A 24,285-nucleotide genomic window follows, 5' to 3' on the forward strand; every position below is an offset into this window, starting at 1 on the left:
GACGCGCGCCTCTACGAAGCCTGCGACGCCCCAGGCTTCGCCGAGATGCCCATCGCGGTCCTGGCCGAGACGCTCGCCCGCGACATGCGCCTTACCGGTGAGCTGGTCATCACCACCGCCGAACGGTTTGCGCCGGCCAACACCAGCGCCCAGCCCCCACTCGCCGACACCGGCTGATCCAAATATCCGCTCATCCCGGCGAAAGCCGGGACCCAAGCTGAATTGATGCGCTCGTGCGGACGGCGCCCAGGCCCCGTGCGCCCTATGGGTCCCGGCTTTCGCCGGGATGAGTGGAAATCAAAGCCACGAACCCACGCGGAAGGCGGCCGGAGGAATCCGTCCGTGTGGTCCCTGTGTTCCGGGGTTCCTGACTTCCCTTCGCGGCGCCTAGTGGTGCCCGAACACCTTCATCAGGCGCGCCGCGGCGGGCAGCATCAGCGAGCCCAGCAGGCAGGGGAAGATGAAGATGATCAGCGGCACGGTCAGCTTGGCCGACAGCGCCAGCGCCTTCTCCTCGGCGCGCAGCATGCGTTTCGAGCGCATGTCCTGCGAGAACACGGTGAGCGTCTCGCCAAGGCTGGTGCCCATTTCCTCCGCCTGGCGCAGCATGGTGGCGAGCTGGCGCGCGTCGTCGATGCCCAGGCGGTCGGCGAAGGCGCTCCAGGCGTCCTTGCGCGACTTGCCGGCGCGCAGCTCCAGCACCAGGAAGCGCAGGTGAACCGTCAGGTTGGGATAGCGCCGCGCCAGCTCCTCGGTCACCCGGGTGACGGCGGCGTCCAGCGACAGGCCGGCCTCCACCGAGGCCACCAGCAGGTCCAGGAGATCGGGGAAGCCCTCGGAATACTCCCGCTCGCGCGTCGACTTGCGCATGGAGAGCACGCGGTCGGGGCCGATGATCGCCGCGCCCGACAGCACCGAGGCCACCAGCACGCCCATCATGCCGGCCTTGCCGCCGACGATCAGCGGCAGGATCGCGATCACGCCCAGGGTGGCGGCGGCCAGGGACGCGGCGCGGACCCCCAGGTAGATCACCGGCGCCTCGCGGTTGTAGAAGCCGGCCTGCATCAGGCGCGAGCGCAGCACCGACAGCTTCGCCGGGTCCTTGACCGCGCTCTGCTGGCCGAGCCTGCGGATCTGGCCCAGCATCTGGCCGCCGATGCCGCCGCCGGAATCGCGCCCGCGGCGGTTGGCGGTGGCCATCAGGCCCCCGGCGGTGGCCAGGCGGCCGCGGCGGATGGCGCGCAGGCGCAGCTCGCCGGCGGCCAGCCAGGCGACGCCGCCCACGCTGGCCAGGACGAACACCGCGCCGATGATGGTGATCAGGGTCTGGATCGGCATCGCGCGTCGTCCCCTAGAGCCGCATGTCGATCATGCGCCGCATGACCATGTTGCCGAGGAACATCCAGATCCCCAGGCCCACCAGGCCCCACTTCACCAGGGGCTCGTGGATCACGTCGCCGTAGAAGTGCGGCGAGGAGATCACGATGAAGCCCATGGCGATGAACGGCGCCGCCGTCAGGATCAGGGCCGAGGCGCGGCCCTCCGAGGAGGCGGCCTGGATCTTCAGGCGCATCTTGTGGCGCTCGCGCACCGTGCCGGCGTTCAGTTTCAACAGGCCGGTCAGGTTGCCGCCGGTCCGCTCCTGCAGGCGCACGGTGGCGGCGAACAGGTCGACGTCGGGATGCTGGCAACGCTCGGCCATGCGCGCGATCGCCTGCTCCATGGTGGCGCCAAAGGCGATCTCGTCGGCGGCCATGCCGAACTCCGAGCCGATCGGGTCGACCATTTCGCGGCCCACCAGGTTGATGGCGGTCGGCACCGGGTGGCCCGCCTCGAGGGAGCGCACGATGATCTCCAGCGCCTGCGGCAGCTGGAAGCCCAGCGCCCTGGCCCGCTTGCCGACCATGTACTTCAGGTAGGCGATGGGGCCGCCGACGCCGACCACCACCGCGACGATGGGGAACAGCAGCATGTTCTTGGTGACCACCGCGACGGCCATGCCGCAGACCATGCCGGCCATCGCCGCATAGGCGATCCACTTCTTCGGATTGTAGGGCACGCCGGAGGCGACGATCAGGTTCGACAGCCACTGCAGGCCCTTGCCCTTCTCGCCGTCGGCGGAAAGGCCGCGCTGCTTGCGCAGCTCCATGACCAGGGCCGAAACGCCGTCGACCTTGTCGGCGACCTTCAGGCGCTTGTTGACCTTCCGCTTCTGGGTGGCGACCGAGACCATGCCGATCACCGCCTGGCCGGCGGTGAACACGGCGGCGAACACCAGGATCAGGAAGACGAGGTTCGCGTCGAACTTCATGACACCAACAGGGCGCGGGAGGGATCGAAATTCGCGACGTCGTAGGCGATGCCGCGGCGGGTCATTTCATCCAGGATGCGCGGGCGCAGGCCCGTGGCGCGGAACTCGCCGTGCACCGTGCCGTCCGGATCGGTGCCGGTGCGGTTGAAGGTGAAGATGTCCTGCATCTGCACCACCTGGCCTTCCATGCCGGTGATCTCGGTGACGTGGGTCACCTTCCGCTTGCCGTCCGACAGGCGCATCACCTGGACGATCAGGCCGATGGCCGAGGCGATCTGCTGGCGCATGGCGTCGGGGCTGAGCGACAGGCCGCCCATGGCGATCATCTGCTCAAGGCGGCCGATCGCCTCGCGCGGGTTGTTGGCGTGGATGGTGGCCATGGAGCCTTCGTGGCCGGTGTTCATGGCCTGCAGCATGTCGAAGGCTTCTTCCGAACGGACTTCGCCCAGGATCACCCGGTCGGGACGCATCCGCAGCGCGTTCTTCACCAGCTCCCGCTGGCGGATCTCGCCCTTGCCCTCGATGTTCGGCGGCCGGGTTTCCAGGCGCACCACGTGCGGCTGCTGCAGCTGCAGCTCGGCGGCGTCCTCGATGGTGATGGTCCGCTCGCCGTCGCTGATCGCCGCCGACAGCGCGTTGAGCAGGGTCGTCTTGCCCGAGCCGGTGCCGCCGGAGATCACCGTCGAGACGCGGCTGCGGACCGCGCCGTACATGAAGTCGGCGACGCACTTGGGCATCGCGCCCACCTCGACCAGGCGCTCCAGCGTCAGCGGCTTCTTGGAGAACTTCCGGATCGAGACCGAGGCGCCGTCGATGGCGATCGGGGCGATGGCGGCGTTGACGCGGCTGCCGTCGGCCAGGCGGGCGTCCACCATCGGCTGGCTCTCGTCGATCCGGCGGCCCACGGCGGCCACGATGCGGTTGACGATGCGCAGCAGGTGGTCGTTGTCGCGGAACCGGATCGGCGTCAGCTCCAGCTCGCCGCGCCGCTCCACATAGACCTGGAACGGCCCGTTGATCAGGATGTCGTTGATGCTGTCGTCCTTGAGCAGGGGCTCCAGCGGCCCCAGGCCCACCATCTCGTCGAAGATCGAGGCGCCCAGCTCCTGCAGGTCGGCGTTGTTCAGCGCCATCCGCTCCGAGCGGGCGAACTCCGCGGTCAGGCTCATGACCTCGCGGCGCATGTCGCGCTCGTCGAGCTTGTCGAGCTTGGCGAGGTCCAGCTCCTCGATCAGCCGCGCGTGCAGGCGCAGGCGGGTGTCGAGGTGCGAGGGCGGAGCGCCCTTGGCCGCGGGCGGGGCGACGCCGCCGCGCGGCGGCGCGGAAGCCTGCGGCGCCGCTGGTGCGGGCGCTGGCGCTGGGGTCGGCGCGGGCGCAGCCGCGGCGGCGGGCGCAGCGGACATGGGCGCAGCCGCCATGGGCGCCGGCGCCGGCGCGGCGGCCGGGCTGGCGGCGGGCTCGGCCTCGGGCCGGGCGCTGGAGAGTCCGAAACGACCCATCAGGCGGCCTTCGTGGCTTGCGCCTGGGCCGCCAGGCGCTCGACCAGCGCCTGGATGTCCTTGACGATCTTCGACTTGGGCCGGTGGGTGGAAATCGGCCCGCCCAGGTTCACCGAGGCGGCGGCGGCCTCCCAGTCGGAACTGATGCCGGCTTCGGCCTTGCGCTGCAGGGCGCGCTCGGCCTCGGCGGTGGACGGCGCGGGGCCGAACATGCGGCTGGCGACCCGGTTCAGCAGGATCCGCGGCTTGTTGCCGTTGCCCAGGTCGCGCTCGATCTCGTCGCTCAGCGACCGCGCGGCCAGCAGCGCCGGCACCGTCAGCTCGGAGACCACCAGCACCTCGTCGCAGCCGCCGAGCGCTTCCAGCGTCCAGGGCCGGCGATGGCGCGGCAGGTCGAGGACCACCCAATCGTAGCTGTCGCAGGCGCATTCCAGCAGGCGCAGGATCGTCTCACGGCCGACCAGCTCGAACGCGCCCGGGTCGCGCGGCGCGGCCAGCAGGTCGAGCTGCTTGGTCACCGGGGTGACGAAGGCCTGCAGCATGGCCGGGTCCAGCTTGTCGGCGGCGGCGGCCAGGTCGCCCAGCCGCAGGCTCGGCGTCGCGCCGAGGTAGGCCGGCGCGGAGCCGTCGGCCAGGTTCAGGTCGATCAGGCAGACGCTCTTCTCCTTGGCCTGGCGGCCGCAGAGCTGGGTGGCGATCTCGACGGCGATGGTCGAGGCGCCCGATCCGCCCACCGCGCCGATCACCGCCCAGCAGCGGGCCACGTCATGGGCCTGCGGCACGGTCGGCGCGGCCGGTTCCGGCTGGGTGAGCAGGCCGGCGACGGCCGCCGTCAGCGCTTCCGGCGCGAACGGCGCGTCCAGGATGTCGGAGCGGTCCAGGCGCAGCAGGTCGCGCGCCACGGCCGCGGGCAGGTGGGCGCCGGCCACCAGCACCGGCGGCGGCGCGGCGGCGAGCGCCAGGGCCTGCACGCCGGCGGCCAGCGCGGGCGGCGCGAAGGCGTCGGCGTCGATCAGGATCAGATCGGCGTCGCCGCGCCCGATGCCGATCAGCCGCTCCAGCCCGGCCTGCTCCAGCACGGCGCCGGCGAGCGGGCCCTGCGCGAGGGCGGCGAACGCCGGCCCCACGACAAGGACCCGGCGGCCGGTCAGGAGAGAGGTGCTGGACTGGGGACTCATGGAGGACGCTTACTTTCCGGGCGCGGGGACTTCGGTCTGGGTCTGGATCGGGCTGTCGGCCGCGGCCGGCGCGGTTGCGACTTCGGTCGCCGCCTCGCCCGTGGCCTTGGCCGGTTCCGGCGCAGCCTGGGCCGGTTCCGGGGCCGCCTGGGCGGCCTGGACGGGAGCCTGGACGGGGGCCAGGGCCTGGGTCACGACCGGAGCCGGGGCCGGAACTGGAGCCGAAACCGCAACCGCAGCCGGAGCGGCGGCGGCCTGGATCGGCGGCGGCGGGATTTCGCCGCGCAGCGCCAGGGTGGCGGGCTTGGCGATCGGCGCAGCGGCCACGGCGGCCGGGGCGGCGGCACGGCCCCGCGAGGGATCGTCCACCGGGCCCTTCAGGTCGCGCGCCAGCGGCTTGTCCAGCGCGTTGCCGTTCAGCAGGAAGCCCGCCATGCCGGGCTCGACGCCGGCGATGGTGCGGTCCTTCGCCGAGTCGATGTCGCCCTGGGTCACCAGCTTGGGCGTGACGATGATCAGCAGCTCCGTCTCGTTGCGCTGGTAGCGCGTGGAGCGGAACAGGGCCGACAGGATCGGGATATTGCCCAGGCCCGGGATCTGGCTGATATCCGTCTGGGCGGTGTGCTGGAACATGCCGCCGATCGCCAGGGACTCGCCGTCCCGCAGTTCGACGGTGGTGTTGGCGCGGCGCACGGTCAGGGCCGGAACGGTCACGTTGTCGATGCGCACCGTATTGGTGGGATCGAGCGCGCTGACCTCCGGCGCCACCAGCAGCTTGATCTTGCCGTCGTCCTCGACCGTGGGCGTGAAGTCCAGCTTCACCCCGTACTGACGGAACTCGATGGAGATCTGGCCAAGGCCGCTCGGGATCGGGAAGGGGAACTCGCCGCCGGCCAGGAAGCTGGCCTTCTCGCCCGACATGGCCACCAGGTTGGGGCGCGCCAGGGTGCGGATCATGCCCTTGGTCTCAAGCGCCGCCAGCTGGGCGTCGATGGCGGTGTGGCCGATGGCGCCCACGATGTTGACCGCGCCAATCGGCGGGGTAGTGCCCAGCAGGCCCACCAGCGGGAACTGGCCGCCCGGAGGGATGATCGGGTGGCCGACGACGTTGGCGCCCTGTTGGCCCACGAAGGACTGGTTGCCGAACTCCAGGCCGACGCCCAGGTCCTGGGCGGTCGCGCGGGTGGCCTCGAGGACGCGAACCTCCAGCACCACCTGCGAGCCGGCCACGTCCAGCATGCTCACCACCTGGTCGGGCGCGGCCTTCTCGGCGATCGCCTTGGCGCGCAGGGCGACCCCGGCGTTCGAGACCTTGCCGGTGAGCAGCACGCCGTCACCGATGGTGCGGACCTGGATGCGCTCGTTCGGCAGGGCCTGGGCGATGTCGGCCTGCAGCAACTGGGCGTCGACGCCGACGCGCACGTCGATCACCTGCATCAGGCGTCCGCCGGGCCCGTAGACCAGCAGGTTGGTCGCGCCCACATCCAGGCCGCGGACATAGAAGCTGCGGTCGGTGGTGGCGACCACCTCGGCGATGTCGGGCTGGGCCACGACGATCTTGGTGGCCGGCTCGTCCAGGCGGAAGGACAGGGACTTGTCCTTCGGCACGCTGATCGTGCGGCTCGGCGCAGCTTCGCTGGCGAACTGGTCGGCCCTTACGGGCTGGGCGACGACCGCGGCGGTGGCCGCAGTCAGGGCGGCCAAGAGCGCGGCCAGATGGCGCTGGGTCATCATAAACTCCCGGATACTCAGGACGCGTGGCTGGGTTGGGCCGCGGCGCTCAGCGAGGCCGCGGCGCCGGAGTCGGCCTTGGGCAGGGCCTGGATGCTGTCGGCCAGCTTCGGGGCCGGCGCCGCCTTGGGCGCCCGCGCCGCGAAGCCGTCCTTATGGGTGCTGACCGCGACGACGGTGATCATCGGCGCGGGGGCCGGCGGCAGGTAGGCCCGGGCCATGACCATGCGGCGCACGTGCGTCGCCGGCCGGGCGTCGCCGCCCACGATGTTGGCCGTGTGCATCACTGACGTCTTGGAGATTTCCGCCGAGCCGGTCCTGCGCAGCGCCAGCGACAGCTTGCCCAGGTCGCCGGCCACCGCCAGCTTCTGGGCGTCGGCGACCGAGACCTCGAGGGTCGCGGTGTTCGGCGTCGCGGGCTTGTTGGAGCTCAGGTCGGCGTTCAGGTCGACGCCCAGGACGCGCACGTCCTGGATCACCACCTGGGAAACGTAGTTGTGGCGCTGGCCGTCGTTGGACAGGTCGCGCATCAGCATCACGTCCACCCGGTCGCCCGGCAGGGCGTGGCCGCCCACGCCGGTCACGTCGGTGACCTTGATGGTGTAGGCGCGCAGGCCGTCGCCGATCTCGGCGGCGACGCTGGGCCGCGCGCCCGGCCCGGACAGCTTGGCCGGCAACAGGGGCTCGCGCGCCGCGATCGGCGTCAGCACCACCGGCGGGCCGCCGCTGTCCTGGGCGAGCACCGCCGCGGTGGTCCTGAACGACCCGTCGGGGACCGCATTGGACGGCAGGTTGAGGATCTGGAGCTTCGAGGCGTCCAGCTTCTCGCCGAACTTCAACGGCGCCTTGGCGACCACGACGGGCACGCCGGCGACTGGCGCCGTGGCGACCTTGGCCGAGGCCTGGGCGGGCATCATGGTCTTGGCGACCACGAGGGCCCCGAGGCCGAACAGGGCGCAGGCCCCGAGACTGACGATGGTGACGACGCGCATGGGATAAACCGCTCACCAAAAAACCTTTTGGGAACGTGACCTTAGGAGTCCGACACTTGCGATATCCCCAACAAACCTAGTGAATTCCGCGTCAAGCTTTCTGAACGGTGAAGAGGCGCAGAGGGCACGGCCCGCCGGCCGGGCGCGGTTTCGCCCCCTTTCGTCGAGGCGCCGCTTGCGGCTAGGGTCGCGCCTGCGCCTTGAGCGGGAGGCCGTCGGGCTGGCGCGCAGGACAACCGCCGCCGTTGGGAGACACGAAAATGAAGACGCGCCGTCTGGGAACCTCGGGCCTGAAGGTCAGCGAGGTGGGGCTGGGCTGCAACAACTTCGGCATGCGCATCGACGAGAAGGCCACCGACGCGGTGGTCGGCGCGGCCATCGACGCCGGCGTCACCCTGTTCGACACCGCCGACATCTACGGCGGGACCAAGTCCGAGGAGTTCCTGGGCAAGGCGCTGGGCAAGCGCCGCGGCGAGATCGTGCTGGCCACCAAGTTCGGCATGGCCATCGGCGGCGACGAGCGCAAGAAGGGCGGCTCGCGCCGCTGGATCATGACCGCGGTGGAGGACAGCCTGCGCCGGCTGAAGACCGACTGGATCGACCTCTACCAGTTCCACCAGCCCGACCCCGACACGCCGATCGACGAGACGCTGCGCGCCCTCGACGACCTCGTGAGCCAGGGCAAGGTCCGCTACATCGGCAACTCCAACTTCAGCGGTTGGCAGATTGCAGACGCTGATTGGACAGCCGCCGGCGCCACGCGCTTCGTCTCGGCCCAGAACCAGTTCTCACTGCTGGAGCGGAAGGTGGCGTTCGACGTGCTGCCCGCGTGCGAGCACTTCGGTCTGGGCTTCCTGCCGTTCTTCCCGCTGGGTTCGGGCCTGCTCAGCGGCAAGTACAAGCGCGGCGAAAAGCCGGCCGAGGGCACGCGGCTCGCCGCCTGGGGCGCGCGTGGCGCCGCCGCGCTCAGCGACAAGAACTTCGACAAGGTCGAGGCGCTGGAGGCTTGGGCCGACGCGCGGGGCCACACCATCCTGGAGCTGGCCTTCGCCTGGCTGCTCGGCCACGAGGTGGTCTCCTCGGTGATCGCCGGCGCCACCAGCCCCGAGCAGATCAGGACCAACGCCGCCACCGCCGGTTGGGAGCTGACCCCTGAGGAGGTGAAGGAAGTCGGCGAGCTGGTGAAGTAACGGTGTACGACTTGTTGAAAGGGCTGCGCGTGGTGGAGGGCTCGGCTTTCGTGGCCGGGCCGACCTGCGGGCTCTACCTGGCGCAGATGGGCGCCGAGGTGATCCGCTTCGACCAGATCGGCGGCGGTCCGGACTTTCGCCGCTGGCCGCTCACCCCAAGGACCGAAGAGGGGGGTGGCGACAGCCTCTATTGGGAGGGGCTGAACAAGGGCAAAAAGTCGATCGCCCTCGACCTTTCCCGCCCAGAGGGCCGCGAACTGGCCCAGCGGCTGGCGGCCGCGCCCGGCGGGGCCGGCGGCGCGGATGGCGCGATGTTCGTGACCAATTTTCCGGTGGAGGGGTTCCTTTCCTATGCGACGCTCGCCGCGCTCAACCGCGACCTGATCTGCGTGCGGGTGATGGGCTGGGCCGACGGATCGCAGGGGATGGACTACACGATCAACGCCGCACTTGGCCTGCCGTTGATGACCGGGCCCACGGACGATGCGCGGCCGGTGAACCACGTGCTGGCCGCCTGGGACCTGCTGACCGGGGCCTATAGCGCCTTCGCCCTGATGGCGGCGCTGGTCGCGCGGCTGCGCGGCGAGGGCGGGCGCGAGATCCGCGTGCCGCTCTCCGACGTCGGCGCGGCCACCATGGCCAACCTGGGCTTCGCCGCCGAGACCCTGACGACCGGCGCGCCGCGCCCGCGCATGGGCAACGACCTCTACGGCGCCTTCGGGCGCGACTTCACCACCCGCGACGGCCAGCGGCTGATGCTGCTGTGCGTGACGCCGCGCCAGTGGGCCAAGGCGCTTGAGGCGCTGGGCCTCACCGCGGCGGTGGCGGACCTGGAGGCTGGGCTCGGCGTCTCCTTCGCCGCCGACGAGGGCCTTCGCTTCACCCATCGTGCGCGGCTCTATCCGCTGTTCGAGCGCGCCTTCGCGGCCAAGGACGCCGCGGCGCTGACCGCCGCGCTCGACGCCGGCGGCGTCACCTGGGGCGCCTATCAGACCATGGTCGAAGCCCTGGAGGATCGGCGTCTCTATAAAGACAATCCGCTTTTCGAGGTCGTGCGTCATCCGAGCGGCCTGAGCTATCCGACGCCCGGGGCCATGGGCGCCGTGCTGCCCGACGCCCGCCAGGCCGTGCGGCCCGCGCCGAGGCTGGGCCAGCATACGGACGAGGTCCTGGCGCAGGTGCTGGGTCTCACCTCCGGCGAGATCGGCCGCCTGCACGACGCAAGGCTGGTGGCGGGAGCTGACGGGCGATGACACCCCGGGCGCTGATCTTCGCCGTCGCAGTGTTGCTTGGCGGGACGGCCGCGGCGGCCGACTACCATGCGCCGAAGAACGCCTTCGGCCAGCCGGACCTCCAAGGCGTCTGGAACACCCACTTCGTGCTGCCGATGGAGGCCCGGCCCGATACGCCGAGCCTGACGCTCCCGAAGGCCGAGGCGCAGGCGTACGCGCGCAAGCTGAACACCGAGGCCGGCGGGCTGGCGATCTTCGCCCAGGACCCGGAGGTGGCCGAAATCCGCGCCGACCCCAAACGGTCGAGCCCGGCCCTCGTCCAGGGCCAGTGGCGCACCCGCCAGGTGGTGCAGCCCGCCGACGGCATGCTGCCCCTGACGCGGGCCATGCGCGGCCAGCTGCGGTTCATCGAACAGGCCCTGCGGACCCAGACCGAGCCGCCCTTCCCCACCGACGGCCCGGAGGTGCGGCCGAACTGGGAACGCTGCGTCGTGGGCTGGGGCCAGCCGCCGATCGCCAGCACCGGCGACATCAACCCGCGGCAGTTCGTCCAGACCCGCGACGCGGTGGTGATCCTGACCGAATACGGCCCGGACCTGCGGATCATCCCGTTCACCGACAAGCATGGCCCGCTTCTGCAGGCCGGCCTGCTCGGCGACTCCATCGCCCATTGGGAAGGCGAGACCCTGGTGATCGAGACCATCGGCCTTCCGGCCAAGGACACGATCCGGCCGTTCCCGACGTTCTTCGTGTCCGACAAGGCCAAGGTGATCGAGCGCTATACGCGGGTGTCGAAGACCGAGCTGCTCTACCAGTACACGGTGGTCGATCCAGGGGTCTACACGGCCCCCTGGCTGGCGGAATATTCGCTCTATCGCAGTGACAAGCCGATCTACGAGTTCGCCTGCCACGAGGGGAACTACGCGCTGCCCGACATCCTGGCCGGCGCGCGGGCCAGGGAGAAGGCCGCGGCGGCTTCCAAAGCGAAGCCCTGAGGCTCATCTGTAGGGCGGATCAGGAGACCCGCCATGGCCACCGTCCCCAGGACCCGCGCCGCCGCCAAACCCCGGACCGTCGCCAGCCGCCCAAGGAACGAGTTCGGCGTCTGGTTCGTCGCAGGCTTGCGCACGCCCTTCGCCAAGGCCGGCGGGGCGCTGGCCCGGATGGACGCACTGGACCTTTCCGTGCCGGTCATGAAGGCGATGCTGGCGAAGGGCGGGCGGCCGGACCTGGTGAACTGGGGCGCGGTGATCCCCAACCTCACCGTCTCCAATCTCGCGCGCGAGGCCGTGGTGGCGGCGGGCGGCGATGCGACCATTCCGGCCTCGTCGACGATCATGGCCTGCTCCACCAGCATGATGGGCGCCTTCCAGGCGGCGGGCATGCTGGACGACAAGGGGCGCAGCCTGGCCCTGGTGGGCGGGGCGGAGGCCATGAGCCGCATCCAGATCGGCCTGTCGCAGGGGCTTTCCGACGACCTGCGCAAGTTCATGGACGCCCGGACCGGCGGTCAACGCTGGGCAGCGGTGACCGGGACCCGGCTCAGCGACGTGCGGCTGTTCATCCCGCAGATCAAGAACCGCGCCACCGGCAAGTCCATGGGCGAGCACACCGAGGACATGGCCAGGGGCTGGCAGATCAGCCGCGAGGAACAGGACGAGCTGGCGCTGGCCAGCCACCAGAAGGCGGCCGCCGGCTGGCAGGCCGGCTTCTTCGACGACCTGGTCCTGCGGATGGACGAGCTCGGCCGCGACGGCATCATCCGCCCGGACACCTCGATGGCGGCGCTGGGCCGCCTGAAGCCGGCCTTCGACCGCACCAGCGGGGCCGGCACGCTCACCGCCGGCAACTCCAGCCCGCTCACCGACGGGGCGGCGGCCATGTGGGTGGCGACCGATCAGGGGCTGAAGCGCCTGCCCGCCGACGTCCCGCGCGCGCGTCTGGTGGACTATGAGGTCAACGCCATCGACCTGTTCAACGAGTACCTCTTGATGTCGCCGGCCTATGCGATCCCGCGGCTCCTGGCCCGCAACGGCCTGACCTATGGCGACATCGCGCTCTGGGAGCTGCACGAGGCCTTCACCGCCCAGGTCGCCAGCCACATCAAGGCGATCCAGGATCCCGAATTCCTGAAGACCAAGGCCAAGGTCACGGCCAAGCTCGGCAAGTTCCCCATGGAGCGGCTGAACCCGCACGGCGGCTCGATCGCCATCGGCCATCCCTTCGGCGCCACCGGCGCGCGTATCCTGAGCCAGGCCATCAAGGAGCTCTGGGCCATGCCCAAGGGCGCCCACGCCATCGTCTCAATCTGCGCGGACGGCGGGCAAGGCACGGTGACCCTGCTCCGCCGCGACTGACGCCCAAGCCTGGGGGATCAGGCCGGAACGCCCGTCAGGACCTGGCGAAGTCGATGATCGCCCGGTTCACCGCCTCGGCGTGGGTGAGGAACAGCCCATGCGGCGCGCCCTTCAGCACCAGGAGTTGCGCGCCCGCGATCATCTCCGCCGTGCGCTGGCCGGTGAACGGTAGGGGCGCCGAAGCGTCGGCGTCGCCTTGCACCACGAGGGTGGGAAGCTTGACCGCCTTCACGTCGGGCCGGAAGTCCACTTCGAAATAGGCCCGGTTGGTGGCCATGGCGACGCTCAGCGGCGTCGCCAGCAGCATGTCCACGCACCAGCGCATGGTCGCGGGATGGGTGTCCGGGGTGAAGAAGGGCCCTACGTTGTCGGCGATCGCGCCGGCGAAGTCCCGCGTCATGGCCGCGCGCGTGCGGGCCAGGGCCTCGGGATCGACGCCGCCCTGCGGATGGTCGGCGGTCTTCATCAGATAGGGCGTGGTCGGCGCCAGCAGGGCGATCCTGGCGACCCGGGCCGCGCCACGGCGCGAGAGGTAGCGGACGATCTCGCCGGCGGCCATCGAGTGGCCCACCAGCATCGCGCCCTTGAGGTCGAGCTGGTCCATGACGCAGGCGAGGTCGTCGGCCAGGGTGTCCATGTCATAGCCCTGGCCGTTGCCGTCGGAACGGCCGTGGCCGCGGCGGTCATAGGCCACCACCCGAAAGCCCGCCTGGGTCAGGGCGGGGATCTGCTGGCGCCACATGGCCTTCTGCAGGGCCCAGCTGTGGACCAGCACGACCGGTGGCCCCGATCCCCAGTCCTCGTAGGCCAGCGCCAGGCCGTCGTTGGTCCGGATGGTCGCCGGCCGAGCGCGCCTGGGGGCAGCCTCGGCGGTGGCGGCCAGGGTCGCGGCGGCGCCGGCGGTCAGCATGGCGGCTTCGATCAGGTTGCGGCGGTTCATCGGGGGCTCCTTTGCGGTTGGCCTTGAGCCCATCACCCGCCGGTCATGCCGTCGATTACGCGTCAGGTAATGGCCTTGGCGCGGCGGGGCGGCTTAGATCGGCCGTCCGATGGGAGCGTCGATATGCGTGAAGCCGCCGTGCGAACCTCGAAGCCGACTGGCCCGGCCGTCGGCCCAATGCTGCGCGAATGGCGCGCGCGGCGGCGTCTCAGCCAGATGGACCTCGCCCTCGACGCCGGGGTCTCGACCCGTCACCTGAGCTTCGTGGAGACCGGCCGCGCCCAACCCAGCCGCGAGATGGTGCTGACGCTCGCCGAACAGCTCGAGGTCCCCTTGCGCGCCCGCAATGTGCTGCTGCTCTCGGCCGGCTACGCGCCGGCCTTCCCCGAGCGGTCGCTGGACGATCCGGCGCTGGCCGGCGCGCGGCGCGCCATCGACCTGGTGCTGGCCGGCCACGAGCCCTGGCCCGCCCTGGTGTTCGACCGCCACTGGAACGTGATCGCCGCCAACGCCGCGGTCGCCCCGATGCTGGCCGGCGTCGCCCCGGAACTGGCGGCCGGGCCGGTCAACACCCTGCGCCTGGCCCTGCACCCCAAGGGGCTGGCGCCGCGCATCGCCAACCTGGCCCAATGGCGCGGCCACCTGCTGCACAACCTGCGCGCCCAGATCGAGGCCACCGCCGACCCGGTGCTGGCGGCGCTGGAGGACGAGGTCTCGGCCTATCCGGTGGACGATCCGGGCGAGGCCTACGCAGACGACCTGGGCGGCGTGGCCGTGCCGCTGCGCCTGCGGACCAGCGGCGGCCTGCTGAGCTTCATCTCCACCACCACCGTGTTCGGCACGCCGCGCGACGTGACCCTGGCCGAGCTCGCCCTGGAGACCTTCCTGCCGGCCGACGCGGCGACCGCCGCGGCCTTCGCCCGCTAGGCGGGGCTGAGCGTCATCAGCACCGCGCCCTCGCTGACCTGGGCGCCCAGGGCGACGGCCACCTCGTCCACCGTCCCATCGAAGGGCGCGGTGAGCGCGTGCTCCATCTTCATGGCCTCGAGGGTCAGCAGGCCCTGGCCCTTGGTCACTTTGTCGCCGGCCTTGACCGACAGGCCGGTGACCTTGCCCGGCATGGGCGAGCGGATCTGGCCGTCGGAGCCGCCGCCGGCCTCGCCGCCGGCCGGCGGATGGCCGAGGAAGCCGAAGGCCGCGCCCGCCTCGAAGACTACGATCTCGTCCTCGTCGGTGATCAGCACCGAACGCTCGGCCACCTCCGGATCGAACCGCGCCACCACCGGCTTGCCGAGCCGGAACAGCCGCACGCTGTCGGCGGGCGGCGCGTTCAGGCGGAAGCCGGCCAGGTCGCGCCAGGGCGAGGGCGTGGGGTCCGCCGCCTCGTCCACCGCCATGGCCGCGTCGGCCGCCGCCGACAGGGCCGCGGGCGACGGTTCGGGTGGCGCGGTCAGCTCGGTGAGGTTCCGCTCGATGAAGCCGGTGTCGACGTCGCCGGCGATGAAGTCCGGCGCCTCCAGGCAGCGGGCCAGGAAGCCGGCGTTGGTCTTCACCGGCCAGACCTCGACCGCGTCGCAGGCGTCGGCCAGCTCGGCCAGCGCCGCTTCGCGGGTCGGCGCATGGGCGATCAGCTTGGCGATCATCGGATCGTAAAACGGCGTGACTTCGCCGCCCTCGACCACGCCGGCGTCGGCCCGGACCGTCGGCGGCAGGACGAAGTGCTCCAGGGTTCCGGTCGAGGGCAGGAAGCCGGTCGCGGGGCTCTCGGCATAGAGCCGGGCCTCCACCGCATGGCCGGTGAGCCCGATGGCCGCCTGGTTCGCCGGCAGGGCCTCGCCCGCCGCGACGCGGAACTGCCATTCCACCAGGTCGAGGCCGGTCACCATCTCGGTCACCGGATGCTCCACCTGCAGACGGGTGTTCATCTCCATGAACCAGATGCGGTCGGGTTTCAGGCCGGCGCTGGCGTCGGCGATGAATTCCACGGTTCCCGCGCCGACGTAGTTCACCGCCTGGGCCGCCTTGACCGCGGCGCTGGTCACCGCCTCGCGCGTGGCGGCGTCCATGCCGGGCGCGGGCGCTTCCTCGATCACCTTCTGGTGGCGGCGCTGCAGGGAGCAGTCGCGCTCATAGAGGTGGACCACATGGCCGTGGCTGTCGCCGAACACCTGCACCTCGATGTGGCGCGGGCGGGTGACATAGGTCTCCAAGAGCACCCGGTCGTCGCCGAAGCTGGCCTTGGCCTCGCGCCGCGCCGCGCCCAGGGCGGCCTCGAAGTCCGCGGCATTGTCGACGCGGCGCATGCCCTTGCCGCCGCCGCCGGCCACCGCCTTGATCAGCACCGGGAAGCCGATGCGGGCGGCCTCGCTGGCCAGCGTCGCGTCGGCCTGGTCCTCGCCGAGGTAGCCTGGCGTCACCGGCACGCCGGCCTTCTGCATCAGGGCCTTGGCGGCGTCCTTCAGCCCCATGGCGCGGATGGCGGCGGGCGGCGGGCCGATCCAGACCAGGCCGGCCTTGGCCACCGCCTCGGCGAAGTCGGCGTTCTCCGACAGGAAGCCGTAGCCGGGATGGATCGCCTCGGCGCCCGTGGCCTTGGCCGCGGCGATGATCTTCTCCGGGACCAGATAGCTCTCGCGCGCCGCGGCCGGGCCGATCAGCGCGGCGCGGTCGGCGTCGGCCACGTGGGCCGCGCCGGCGTCGGCCTCGGAATAGACCGCGACGGTGGCGATCCCCATCCGCCGGGCGGTGGCGAAGACGCGCCGGGCGATCTCGCCGCGGTTGGCGACCAGGACGGAACTGAACATCAGGGCGCCATTCTCATTGGACCGTAGCGATGCCGATCATCACCAGCGCCCCGATCATCAGGCCGAAGACGACGGAAGAGGCGATGAAGAGGGCGAACATCCGCAGAAGCGTGCCGTACCAACTGACCCGGTAGGCGCCGCGCATATGGAAGAAGAGATGCACCGGCGACAGCCAGAGCAGGTTCCAGGCCGGGTCCCAGTAGATCGCCCCCAGGAAGACCGCCGAGAGCAGCAGGCCCTGGAACGAGAGCGAATGCATCGAGAAGATCAGGTGGTCGAAGACGTAGGTGTTCCTCTTGAAGACGAACAGCGCTGACAACATCAGGGCCGCGATCGGCAGCATGATGACCGCCAGCCGGTTCGCCCACTCCGCGGCGGCGGCGAAGAAGGCGTCCGGATTGGCCAGCGCCTTCTTCACCTGCGTGGTCCAGAAGGAGCTGGATTTCGCCGATCCGGTGTTGATGTTGATGGTGTCGTTCGGCCCGATCTTGATGCCCTGGGTCGCTGTCGCGGGCGCCGCATTCGGCGGGCTGAGGTTGAAGTTCAGGGCGTCGTTCGACGAGGGCTTCGCGTCCTGCCCGGCCTTAAAGGCGCCGAGCTTGGCCATCGCCTGCGCGTAGTCGGCCTTGTCCTTGTCCGACATGTTCGCCGTGATCTTGGGATCGTTCGGCAGACCCAGCTGGAAGTGCTGCTTGTTGCGGGCGAAGTTCTGACCGCCGGCGAAGAACACGACCAGCAGGACGATCAGGAAGATGCGGAACGGCGGCACCTGGGCGGCGCGATGGCCGTCGAGGTATTCGCGGGTGAGCTTGCCAGGCCGGAAGATCAGCCGCGGGAAGGTCTTCCAGATCCGCCCGTCCAGGTCGACGAGCCCTTCGAACATCTCGCCGAACAGCCGCCAGATCGAGCGGTCGTACTTTTCGGCCCGCTGGCCGCAGGCGTAGCACCAGGGCCCGGCGATCGCCGTGCGGCAGTTCGGGCAGGGCGCGCCGATCGGCAGGCTGTGCTTCGAGGCCCGCGCCGCCTCGTGGGCGATGGTGTCCGCCGTCACGGCTTCGAGGAGGTTGTCACCGCTGGCCATGGCTACATCCGGAACACGCCGAAGCGCGTTGGCGGGATCGGCGCGTTCAGCGAGGCCGAGATGGAAAGGCCCAGCACGTCGCGGGTCTGGGCCGGGTCGATGATGCCGTCGTCCCACAGCCGGGCGGTGGCGAAGTAGGGGTTGCCCTCGTCCTCGTAGCGCTGGCGAACCGGCGCCTTGAAGGCCTCTTCCTCGGCCTTGGTCCACTTGTCGGCGTCGCGATGCACGGTGGCGAGCACGCTGGCCGCCTGCTCGCCGCCCATCACCGAGATGCGGCTGTTGGGCCAGGTCCACAGGAAGCGGGGCGAATAGGCGCGGCCGCACATGCCGTAGTTGCCCGCGCCGAACGAGCCGCCGATCAGCACGGTGAACTTCGGGACTTCCGCGCTGGCCACGGCGGTCACCAGCTTGGCGCCATCCTTGGCGATGCCGCCGGCCTCGTATTTGCCGCCGACCATGAAGCCCGAGATGTTCTGCAGGAAGACCAGCGGGATCTTACGCTGGCAGGCCAGCTCGATGAAGTGCGCCCCTTTGAGCGCGCTTTCCGAGAACAGCACCCCGTTGTTGGCCAGGATCGCCACCGGATAGCCCCAGATGCGCGCGAAGCCGGTGACCAGGGTCGTCCCATAGAGCGGCTTGAACTCGTCGAACTCCGAGCCGTCGACGATGCGCGCGATCACCTCGCGCACGTCATAGGGCGCGCGCACGTCGGTGGGCACGATGCCGTACAGCTCCTCCGGGTCGTAGGCGGGCTCGCGCGCGTCGCCCATCACCGGCGGATCGGGCTTGGCGGTGTTCAGGTTGGCGACGATGATCCGTACACGGGCGAGCGCCTCCTCGTCGTCGGCGGCCACGTAGTCGACCACGCCCGAGCGGCGGCCGTGGGTGTCGGCGCCGCCCAGCTCCTCGGCGGTGATCACCTCGCCGGTGGCGGCCTTCACCAGCGGGGGTCCCCCTAAGAAGATGGTGCCCTGGCCGCGGACGATCACCGTCTCGTCGCTCATCGCCGGGACGTAGGCGCCGCCGGCGGTGCAGGAGCCCATGACGCAGGCGATCTGGGCGATGCCGTCGGCGCTCATCCGCGCCTGGTTGAAGAAGATGCGCCCGAAGTGCTCGCGGTCTGGGAACACCTCGGCCTGGTGCGGCAGGTTCGCCCCGCCGCTATCCACCAGGTAGACGCAGGGCAGGCGGTTCTGGATGGCGATCTCCTGGGCGCGGAGATGCTTCTTCACCGTCATCGGATAGTAGGCGCCGCCCTTCACCGTGGCGTCGTTGGCGACGATCATGCACTCGCGGCCGGAAACGCGGCCGACGCCGACGATGATGCCGGAGCCCGGCGCCTCGTCGTTGTAGAGACCGTTCGCCGCCAGCTGGCCCACCTCCAGGAACGGCGAGCCGGCGTCCAGCAGGCGCATCACCCGCTCGCGCGGCAAAAGCTTGCCACGGCCGACGTGGCGCTTGCGGCTGTCCTCCGATCCGCCCAGGGCGGCGGCGGCCGCGCGCTCGCGCAGCTCGGCCGCCAGCTTGCGGTTGACCTTGGCGTTGGCGGCGAAGGCCTGGGAGCCGGGGTCGATATTGGAGACGATTTTCCTCATCCTTCTCCCCCTGCGGGAGAAAGTGGCCTGCGGAGCAGGTCGGATGAGGGGGCGATGGTCATCTCCAAATCCAACCTCTTGGTTTCCTTGTTCGCACCGCGAGACCCCTCATCCGTCTGCCTCCGGCCGACACCTTCTCCCGCAAGGGGAGAAGGGCAAAGCCAAGCCATCATGCGGTCTTTTCCAGCACGAGGCCGAGTTCCGCAATCATCGCCTCGCGCATGGCGAATTTCTGCACCTTGCCGGTGACGGTGGTGGGGAAACCTTCCACGAACCGGATGTGCCGTGGAATCTTGTAGTGGGCGATCTGACCCTTGCAGAAGCCCTGGATGTCTTCGGCCGTGGCCGCCGCGCCGGGCTTCAGCACCACCCAGGCGCACAGCTCCTCGCCGTATCTGGCGTCGGGCACGCCGATCACCTGCACGTCCTGCACCGCCGGGTGGCGGTAGAGGAACTCCTCGATCTCGCGCGGATAGACGTTCTCGCCGCCGCGGATGACCATGTCCTTGATGCGGCCGACGATGTTGCCGTAGCCCTCGGCGTCGAGGGTGGCGAGGTCGCCGGTGTGCATCCAGCCGGCGGCGTCGATAGCCTCGGCGGTCCGGGCTTCGTCGTCCCAGTAGCCCAGCATCACCGAATAGCCGCGCGTGCAGAGCTCGCCGGTCTCGCCGCGCGGGACGATGCGGTTCTCGGCGTCGACGACCTTCACCTCCAGGTGCGGCTGGATGCGCCCGACGGTGGCGACGCGGCGCTCGACGCTGTCGTCCACGCTGGACTGGAAGCTCACCGGCGAGGTCTCGGTCATGCCGTAGGCGATGGTCACCTCAGCCATCCCCATCTTGTCGATCACCTGCTTCATCACCTCGATGGGGCAGGGCGAGCCGGCCATGATGCCGGTGCGCAGGGCCGGGAAATGGAAGCGGGCGAACGCCTCATGGCCCAGCATGGCGATGAACATGGTGGGCACGCCGTAGAGGCCGACGCAGGTCTCGTCCTGCACCGCCTCAAGCGTCGCCAGCGGATCGAACCCCTCGGCCGGATAGACCATGGTCGCGCCGTGGGTGATGCAGCCCAGGTTGCCCATCACCATGCCGAAGCAGTGATAGAGCGGCACCGGGATGCACAGCCGGTCGCCGGGCGTCAGCTTGATCGCCTCGGCGACGAAGTGGCCGTTGTTCAGGATGTTGTGGTGGGAAAGCGTCGCGCCCTTCGGGAAGCCGGTGGTGCCGCTGGTGAACTGGATATTGATGGCGTCGTCGAACTGCAGCTTCGCGGCGATCTCCTCCAGCCGGGCCGCATCGGCCGGCGTGCCCGCGTCACAAGCCTGGTGGAAGGCGAGGCACCCGGCGTGCTCCTGTTCGCCGAGCGTGATCACCCAGCGCAGGTGCGGCAGCCTTCCCGCCTGTAGCGCGCCGGGGCGGCAGGACGACAGCTCCGGCGCCAGCTCGCGGATCATGTGCAGGTATTCGCTGGTCCGGTGCGCGATGGCGGTGACCAGCGCTTTGCAGCCGACCTTGTTCAGCGCGTACTCGGCCTCGCTCAGCCGATAGGCCGGGTTGATGTTGACCAGGATCAGGCCGGCCTTGGCGGTGGCGAACTGGGTCAGCGCCCACTCCGCGCAATTGGGCGCCCAGATGCCGATCCGGTCGCCCGGCTCCAGCCCCAGCGCCAGCAGGCCGGCCGCCAGGGCGTCGACGCGGGCTTTCATCTCGGCGTAGGTCCAGCGGATCTTCTGATGCCGCGAGATCAGCGCCATCTGCCCAGGGTGCGCCTCGACCGTCGCGTCGAACGCCGCCCCGATGGTCATCCCCAACAAAGGCCGCGTATCGGCCCCATGGACGTAGCTGAGATCGGTCACGGTTTCCTCCACGGGAGACCCTAGGTTCTCCCTTCTCCTTCGTCATCCCCGGCCTTGTGCCGGGGACCCATGCGCATCGGTGGCGCAGGATTTTCCGCGAAGGCGGCGTTCATGGGTGGCCGGGACGAGCCCGGCCATGACGGTAGGAAGGTGATGACACGCGGTGGGGCAGGCGCCACAGAAGCTTTCGTGGCTGAGACCTTCCCCGAAATCCGCGAGGCGGTGCGCAGGCTGTGCGCGCGGTTCCCCGGCGCCTACTGGCGCGACCTCGACCGCGAGCGGGCCTATCCCACCGCCTTCGTCCAGGCCCTGACCGAGGCGGGGTTCCTCTCGGTGCTGATCCCGGAGGACTACGGCGGCTCGGGCCTGGGCTTAGGCGCGGCGACCGCGGTGCTGGAGGAGATCCACCGGTCCGGCTGCAACGGCGGCGCCTGCCACGCCCAGATGTACACCATGGGCACCGTGCTGCGGCACGGGTCGCCCGCGCAGAAGGCGGCCTATCTGCCGAAGGTCGCCTCGGGCGAGCTGCGCCTGCAGGCCTTCGGGGTCACCGAGCCGGACGCCGGCACCGACACGACGCGGATCACCACCTTCGCCCGCAGGGACGGCGACGCCTATGTCGTGAACGGCCGCAAGCTGTGGATCAGCCGGGCCGAGCATTCCGACCTGATGGTGCTGCTCTGCCGCACAACGCCGCGCGACCAGGCGGCCAAGCCGTCGGACGGCATGAGCGTGCTCCTGGTCGACCTGCGCGAGGCGGTTGGGAACGGCCTGACCATCCGCCCGGTGCGGACCATGCTGAACCACGCCACCACCGAGCTGTTCTTCGAGGACCTGCGCGTGCCGGCCGCGAACCTGATCGGCGCCGAGGGCCAGGGCTTCCGCTACATCCTGGACGGCATGAACGCCGAGCGGATCCTGATCGCGGCGGAATGCATCGGCGACGCGAAGTTCTTCATCGACCGCGCCAGCGCCTACGCGCGCGAGCGCGAGGTGTTCGGCCGCCCGATCGGCGAGAACCAGGGCGTGCAGTTCCCGATCGCCCGCGCCTATGTCCAGATGACCGCCGCCAGCCACATGGTCGACCATGCCGCGGCCTTGTTCGAGGCCGGCCAACCCTGCGGGACCGAGGCCAACATGGCCAAGCTGGCCGCCTCGGAAGCCAGCTGGTTCGCCGCCGACATGTGCGTCCAGACCCACGGCGGCTTCGGCTTCGCCGAGGAGTACGACATCGAGCGCAAGTTCCGCGAAACCCGCCTCTACCAGGTGGCGCCGATCTCCACGAACCTGATCCTCAGCCACGTGGCCACCCACGTGCTGGACCTGCCGAAGAGCTTCTGATGCCTGAGACCCTGCTGCTGTCCGAGCCCAGCCCCGGCATCGCCGTCGTGGCCTTCAACCGCCCCGAGGTGGCCAACGCGCTCTCCACCCGGATGGGGCTGGAGTTGCTGGAGACCTGGACGGCGCTGGCGGAGCGCCAGGACCTGCGCTGCGTGATTCTGACCGGCGAGGGGCGTCATTTCCAGGCCGGGGCGGACCTCAAGGAACGCAACGGCATGACCGACGAGGCCTGGGCGGATCAGCACAAGGTGTTCGAGGCCATGGCCCGCGCCCAGCTCGCCGTGCCCGTGCCGGTGATCGCGGCGGTGAACGGCGCGGCCATGGGCGGCGGCTGCGAGATGACGCTCGCCTGCGACTTCGCCTACGCCGCCGACAACGCCCGCTTCGGCCTGCCGGAAGTGACGCTCGGCATCATGCCGGGTCTGGGCGGCACCCAGCTGCTCACCCGCCAGGCGGGCGAGCGCCGGGCGCTGGAAATCCTGGTCAGCGGCCGCCCGCTCTCCGCCCAGGAGGCGCTGGAGGCCGGCATCGTCAACCGCGTGGTCCCGGCGGCGGAATTGATGGACGCGGTCCTGGAGACGGCTCGGCGCATCGCCACCAACGCGCCGCTTTCGGTCCGCGCCCTGAAGCGCGTGGTCCACGAAGGCCATGGCCTGCAACTGGGCGAGTCCATGGTGCTCGAGCTCAACGCCTACAACCGCCTGTTCAAGACCGCCGACCGGCGCGAAGGCGTCGCCAGTTTCAACGAGAAGCGGGCGCCGGCTTTCAAGGGTGATTAGCCGCCAGGCGTCCGTTCCGGATATTGGAACGTCCGGGTTCGAGGGTTGATCGCGGACCGGATCGGGCCGCCATGGGCACGGGGTTCCGTATGTTCGGGGATGACGCGATGAGGACAGTGGACAGGCGAACCGCTTTGATTTCCGGCCTGGGCGCCGCAACCTTGCCCGCCATGCCGGCGCTCGCCGCTCCCGACCCGCTCTCCGGCACGGCCCTCTATGCCGACGTGAAGGCCTACGCGGGCCTGGGCGAGCACCGCACCGGCACGGCCGGGGACAACGCGACCACCGCCTGGCTGGAGAAGGCGCTGAAGGCGGCGGGCTATACGACCGAGCGCCAGGCCTTCGACTATCCCGTCTTCGAACTCGGCGCCTGCGACATCGTCCTCGGCGGCCGGACCCTGGAAAGCTTCCCCTACTGGACGCCGACGGCCACGCCGCCCGCGGGCCTCACCGCGCCGCTCTCCGTCGCCGGCGGCGCGGGCAAGATCGCGCTTGTCGACCTGCCGCCGGGCACGGGCGCCGGGCTGGAGGCGCCGCCGCCGGCGCCGATCGTCGCCGCCGTGGACTCCGGCGCCGTAGCGGTGATCGCCATCACCGAAAATCCGCTCGGCGAGCTGCTGGCCATGAACCGCAACCCCAAGGCGCCGGCCTGGCGCTGCCCCGTGCTGCTGGCCGCCGGGCGCGACGCGGCGGCGCTGAAGGCGGCCGCCCAGGCCGGGACGCTGGTGAGCGTGCGGCTCGAGGGCCGGTCGCGGCCGGGCCAGGCGCAGAACGTGATCGGCCGCCGCAAGGGACCCGGCAAGCCGATCGTGATCTCCACGCCGAAGAGCGGCTGGCGCCACTGCGCGGGCGAACGCGGCTCCGGCATCGCCATCTGGCTGGGTCTCGCCGCGGCCCTGGCGACGCGCCCCGACCTCAACCTGGTGGTCGTCTGCTCGGCGGGTCACGAATTCGACGGCTATGGCGCCCACCTGTTCACCCGCGCCGGGGCGCCCAAGCCCGCCGACACCCGCCTGTGGGTGGCCATCGGCGCCAATGTGGCGGTCTACGACCACGTCCTGAAGGATGGGAAGGTGGTCCGCCTGCCCGGCCCGCCGAAGGCGCGGACCATCGGCGCCAGCGCCCCGCTCATCGCGACCACCGCCAAGGCCTTCGCCGGCCAGGTCGGCTACGAGATGCCGCTCGACCTGGACGCCCACAACGCGCCGGGAGAACTGGCCACCTTCCGCAAGCTGGGCTACCGCCCGCTGATCGGCCTGGTCGCCGCCTCGCCCCTGCACCACAGCGCCAAGGACCTGCCCGACGTCACCGGTCCGGCCATGCTGGAGCCGGTCGCCAAGGCGCTGCACCAAACGATCCTGGGCGCGTTGGCCTGAGGGTTATTGGCCTGAGGGTTA

Annotated in this window: 19 protein-coding genes; 8 read left to right on the forward strand and 11 right to left on the reverse strand. The window is 70.6% G+C overall.

Annotation, left to right across the window (positions count from 1 at the left end; genetic code table 11):
- Positions 1–387: 387 nt before the first annotated feature.
- The 6 genes from VGL85_RS19485 to cpaB are packed head-to-tail and all read right to left on the reverse strand — an operon-like array spanning position 388 to position 7,711.
- A complete protein-coding gene (locus VGL85_RS19485) occupies positions 388–1,338 on the reverse strand; it encodes a type II secretion system F family protein (RefSeq protein ID WP_331590676.1) in 951 nt (316 codons plus the stop codon).
- 13 nt (positions 1,339–1,351) lie between these two features.
- Positions 1,352–2,311 (reverse strand): type II secretion system F family protein, encoded by a 960-nt coding sequence (locus VGL85_RS19490; RefSeq protein ID WP_331590677.1) that lies wholly within the window; start codon positions 2,309–2,311, stop codon positions 1,352–1,354.
- Entirely contained in the window at positions 2,308–3,810 is a 1,503-nt protein-coding gene (locus VGL85_RS19495) for a CpaF family protein (protein WP_331590678.1), read from the reverse strand. Before VGL85_RS19495 ends, VGL85_RS19490 begins: the two co-directional genes overlap by 4 nt.
- Positions 3,810–4,988, reverse strand: coding sequence for a hypothetical protein (locus VGL85_RS19500; protein WP_331590679.1), 1,179 nt, complete (start codon positions 4,986–4,988; stop codon positions 3,810–3,812). Before VGL85_RS19500 ends, VGL85_RS19495 begins: the two co-directional genes overlap by 1 nt.
- Positions 4,989–4,997: 9 nt before the next feature.
- Complete coding sequence (locus tag VGL85_RS19505) at positions 4,998–6,719, reverse strand: type II and III secretion system protein family protein (protein ID WP_331590680.1); 1,722 nt, start codon at positions 6,717–6,719, stop codon at positions 4,998–5,000.
- 17 nt (positions 6,720–6,736) lie between these two features.
- Positions 6,737–7,711: a Flp pilus assembly protein CpaB gene (gene cpaB, locus VGL85_RS19510; RefSeq protein WP_331590681.1), complete on the reverse strand. Its 975-nt coding sequence runs from the start codon at positions 7,709–7,711 to the stop codon at positions 6,737–6,739.
- 260 nt (positions 7,712–7,971) lie between these two features.
- On the opposite strand from cpaB, the gene VGL85_RS19515 reads away from it, so the two are divergent.
- The 4 genes from VGL85_RS19515 to VGL85_RS19530 are packed head-to-tail and all read left to right on the forward strand — an operon-like array spanning position 7,972 to position 12,490.
- Positions 7,972–8,901, forward strand: coding sequence for an aldo/keto reductase (locus VGL85_RS19515; protein ID WP_331590682.1), 930 nt, complete (start codon positions 7,972–7,974; stop codon positions 8,899–8,901).
- Positions 8,902–8,903: 2 nt separating this feature from the next.
- The gene (locus tag VGL85_RS19520) at positions 8,904–10,154 is read left to right on the forward strand and encodes a CoA transferase (RefSeq protein WP_331590683.1); all 1,251 of its coding nucleotides are present in this window, start codon (positions 8,904–8,906) and stop codon (positions 10,152–10,154) included.
- Complete coding sequence (locus VGL85_RS19525; protein WP_331590684.1) at positions 10,151–11,128, forward strand: hypothetical protein; 978 nt, start codon at positions 10,151–10,153, stop codon at positions 11,126–11,128. The genes VGL85_RS19520 and VGL85_RS19525 overlap by 4 nt, the downstream gene beginning before the upstream one ends.
- Positions 11,129–11,161: 33 nt before the next feature.
- Complete coding sequence (locus VGL85_RS19530; RefSeq protein WP_331590685.1) at positions 11,162–12,490, forward strand: acetyl-CoA C-acyltransferase; 1,329 nt, start codon at positions 11,162–11,164, stop codon at positions 12,488–12,490.
- A 34-nt stretch (positions 12,491–12,524) separates the two neighbouring features.
- On the opposite strand, the gene VGL85_RS19535 is transcribed toward VGL85_RS19530, so the two are convergent.
- Positions 12,525–13,430: an alpha/beta fold hydrolase gene (locus tag VGL85_RS19535; RefSeq protein WP_331590686.1), complete on the reverse strand. Its 906-nt coding sequence runs from the start codon at positions 13,428–13,430 to the stop codon at positions 12,525–12,527.
- A 123-nt stretch (positions 13,431–13,553) separates the two neighbouring features.
- Here VGL85_RS19535 and VGL85_RS19540 point away from each other — a divergent pair, with 123 nt between their 5' ends.
- A complete protein-coding gene (locus VGL85_RS19540) occupies positions 13,554–14,357 on the forward strand; it encodes a helix-turn-helix domain-containing protein (RefSeq protein WP_331590687.1) in 804 nt (267 codons plus the stop codon).
- Here the strand turns inward: VGL85_RS19540 and VGL85_RS19545 are convergent.
- From VGL85_RS19545 to VGL85_RS19560, 4 genes are all read right to left on the reverse strand, one after another.
- Positions 14,354–16,234 carry an acetyl/propionyl/methylcrotonyl-CoA carboxylase subunit alpha gene (locus VGL85_RS19545; RefSeq protein WP_331590688.1) on the reverse strand — a complete coding sequence of 627 codons (1,881 nt, stop codon included), beginning with the start codon at positions 16,232–16,234 and terminating at the stop codon, positions 14,354–14,356. The genes VGL85_RS19540 and VGL85_RS19545 overlap by 4 nt on opposite strands.
- Before the next feature lie 13 nt (positions 16,235–16,247).
- Entirely contained in the window at positions 16,248–17,315 is a 1,068-nt protein-coding gene (locus VGL85_RS19550) for a DUF3667 domain-containing protein (RefSeq protein ID WP_331590689.1), read from the reverse strand.
- 2 nt (positions 17,316–17,317) lie between these two features.
- Positions 17,318–18,910 (reverse strand): carboxyl transferase domain-containing protein, encoded by a 1,593-nt coding sequence (locus VGL85_RS19555; RefSeq protein WP_331590690.1) that lies wholly within the window; start codon positions 18,908–18,910, stop codon positions 17,318–17,320.
- Between the two features lie 169 nt (positions 18,911–19,079).
- The gene (locus VGL85_RS19560) at positions 19,080–20,768 is read right to left on the reverse strand and encodes an AMP-binding protein (RefSeq protein WP_331590691.1); all 1,689 of its coding nucleotides are present in this window, start codon (positions 20,766–20,768) and stop codon (positions 19,080–19,082) included.
- 189 nt (positions 20,769–20,957) lie between these two features.
- Here VGL85_RS19560 and VGL85_RS19565 point away from each other — a divergent pair, with 189 nt between their 5' ends.
- The 3 genes from VGL85_RS19565 (at position 20,958) to VGL85_RS19575 (ending at position 24,264) form a co-directional block, all read left to right on the forward strand.
- A complete protein-coding gene (locus VGL85_RS19565; RefSeq protein WP_331590692.1) occupies positions 20,958–22,109 on the forward strand; it encodes an acyl-CoA dehydrogenase family protein in 1,152 nt (383 codons plus the stop codon).
- Complete coding sequence (locus VGL85_RS19570) at positions 22,109–22,888, forward strand: enoyl-CoA hydratase/isomerase family protein (RefSeq protein WP_331590693.1); 780 nt, start codon at positions 22,109–22,111, stop codon at positions 22,886–22,888. Before VGL85_RS19565 ends, VGL85_RS19570 begins: the two co-directional genes overlap by 1 nt.
- Before the next feature lie 107 nt (positions 22,889–22,995).
- Positions 22,996–24,264: a hypothetical protein gene (locus VGL85_RS19575; protein ID WP_331590694.1), complete on the forward strand. Its 1,269-nt coding sequence runs from the start codon at positions 22,996–22,998 to the stop codon at positions 24,262–24,264.
- Positions 24,265–24,285 lie beyond the last annotated feature (21 nt).

Origin of the sequence: Phenylobacterium sp. (assembly GCF_036501465.1) — a bacterium.
Taxonomy (GTDB): Bacteria; Pseudomonadota; Alphaproteobacteria; order Caulobacterales; family Caulobacteraceae; genus Phenylobacterium.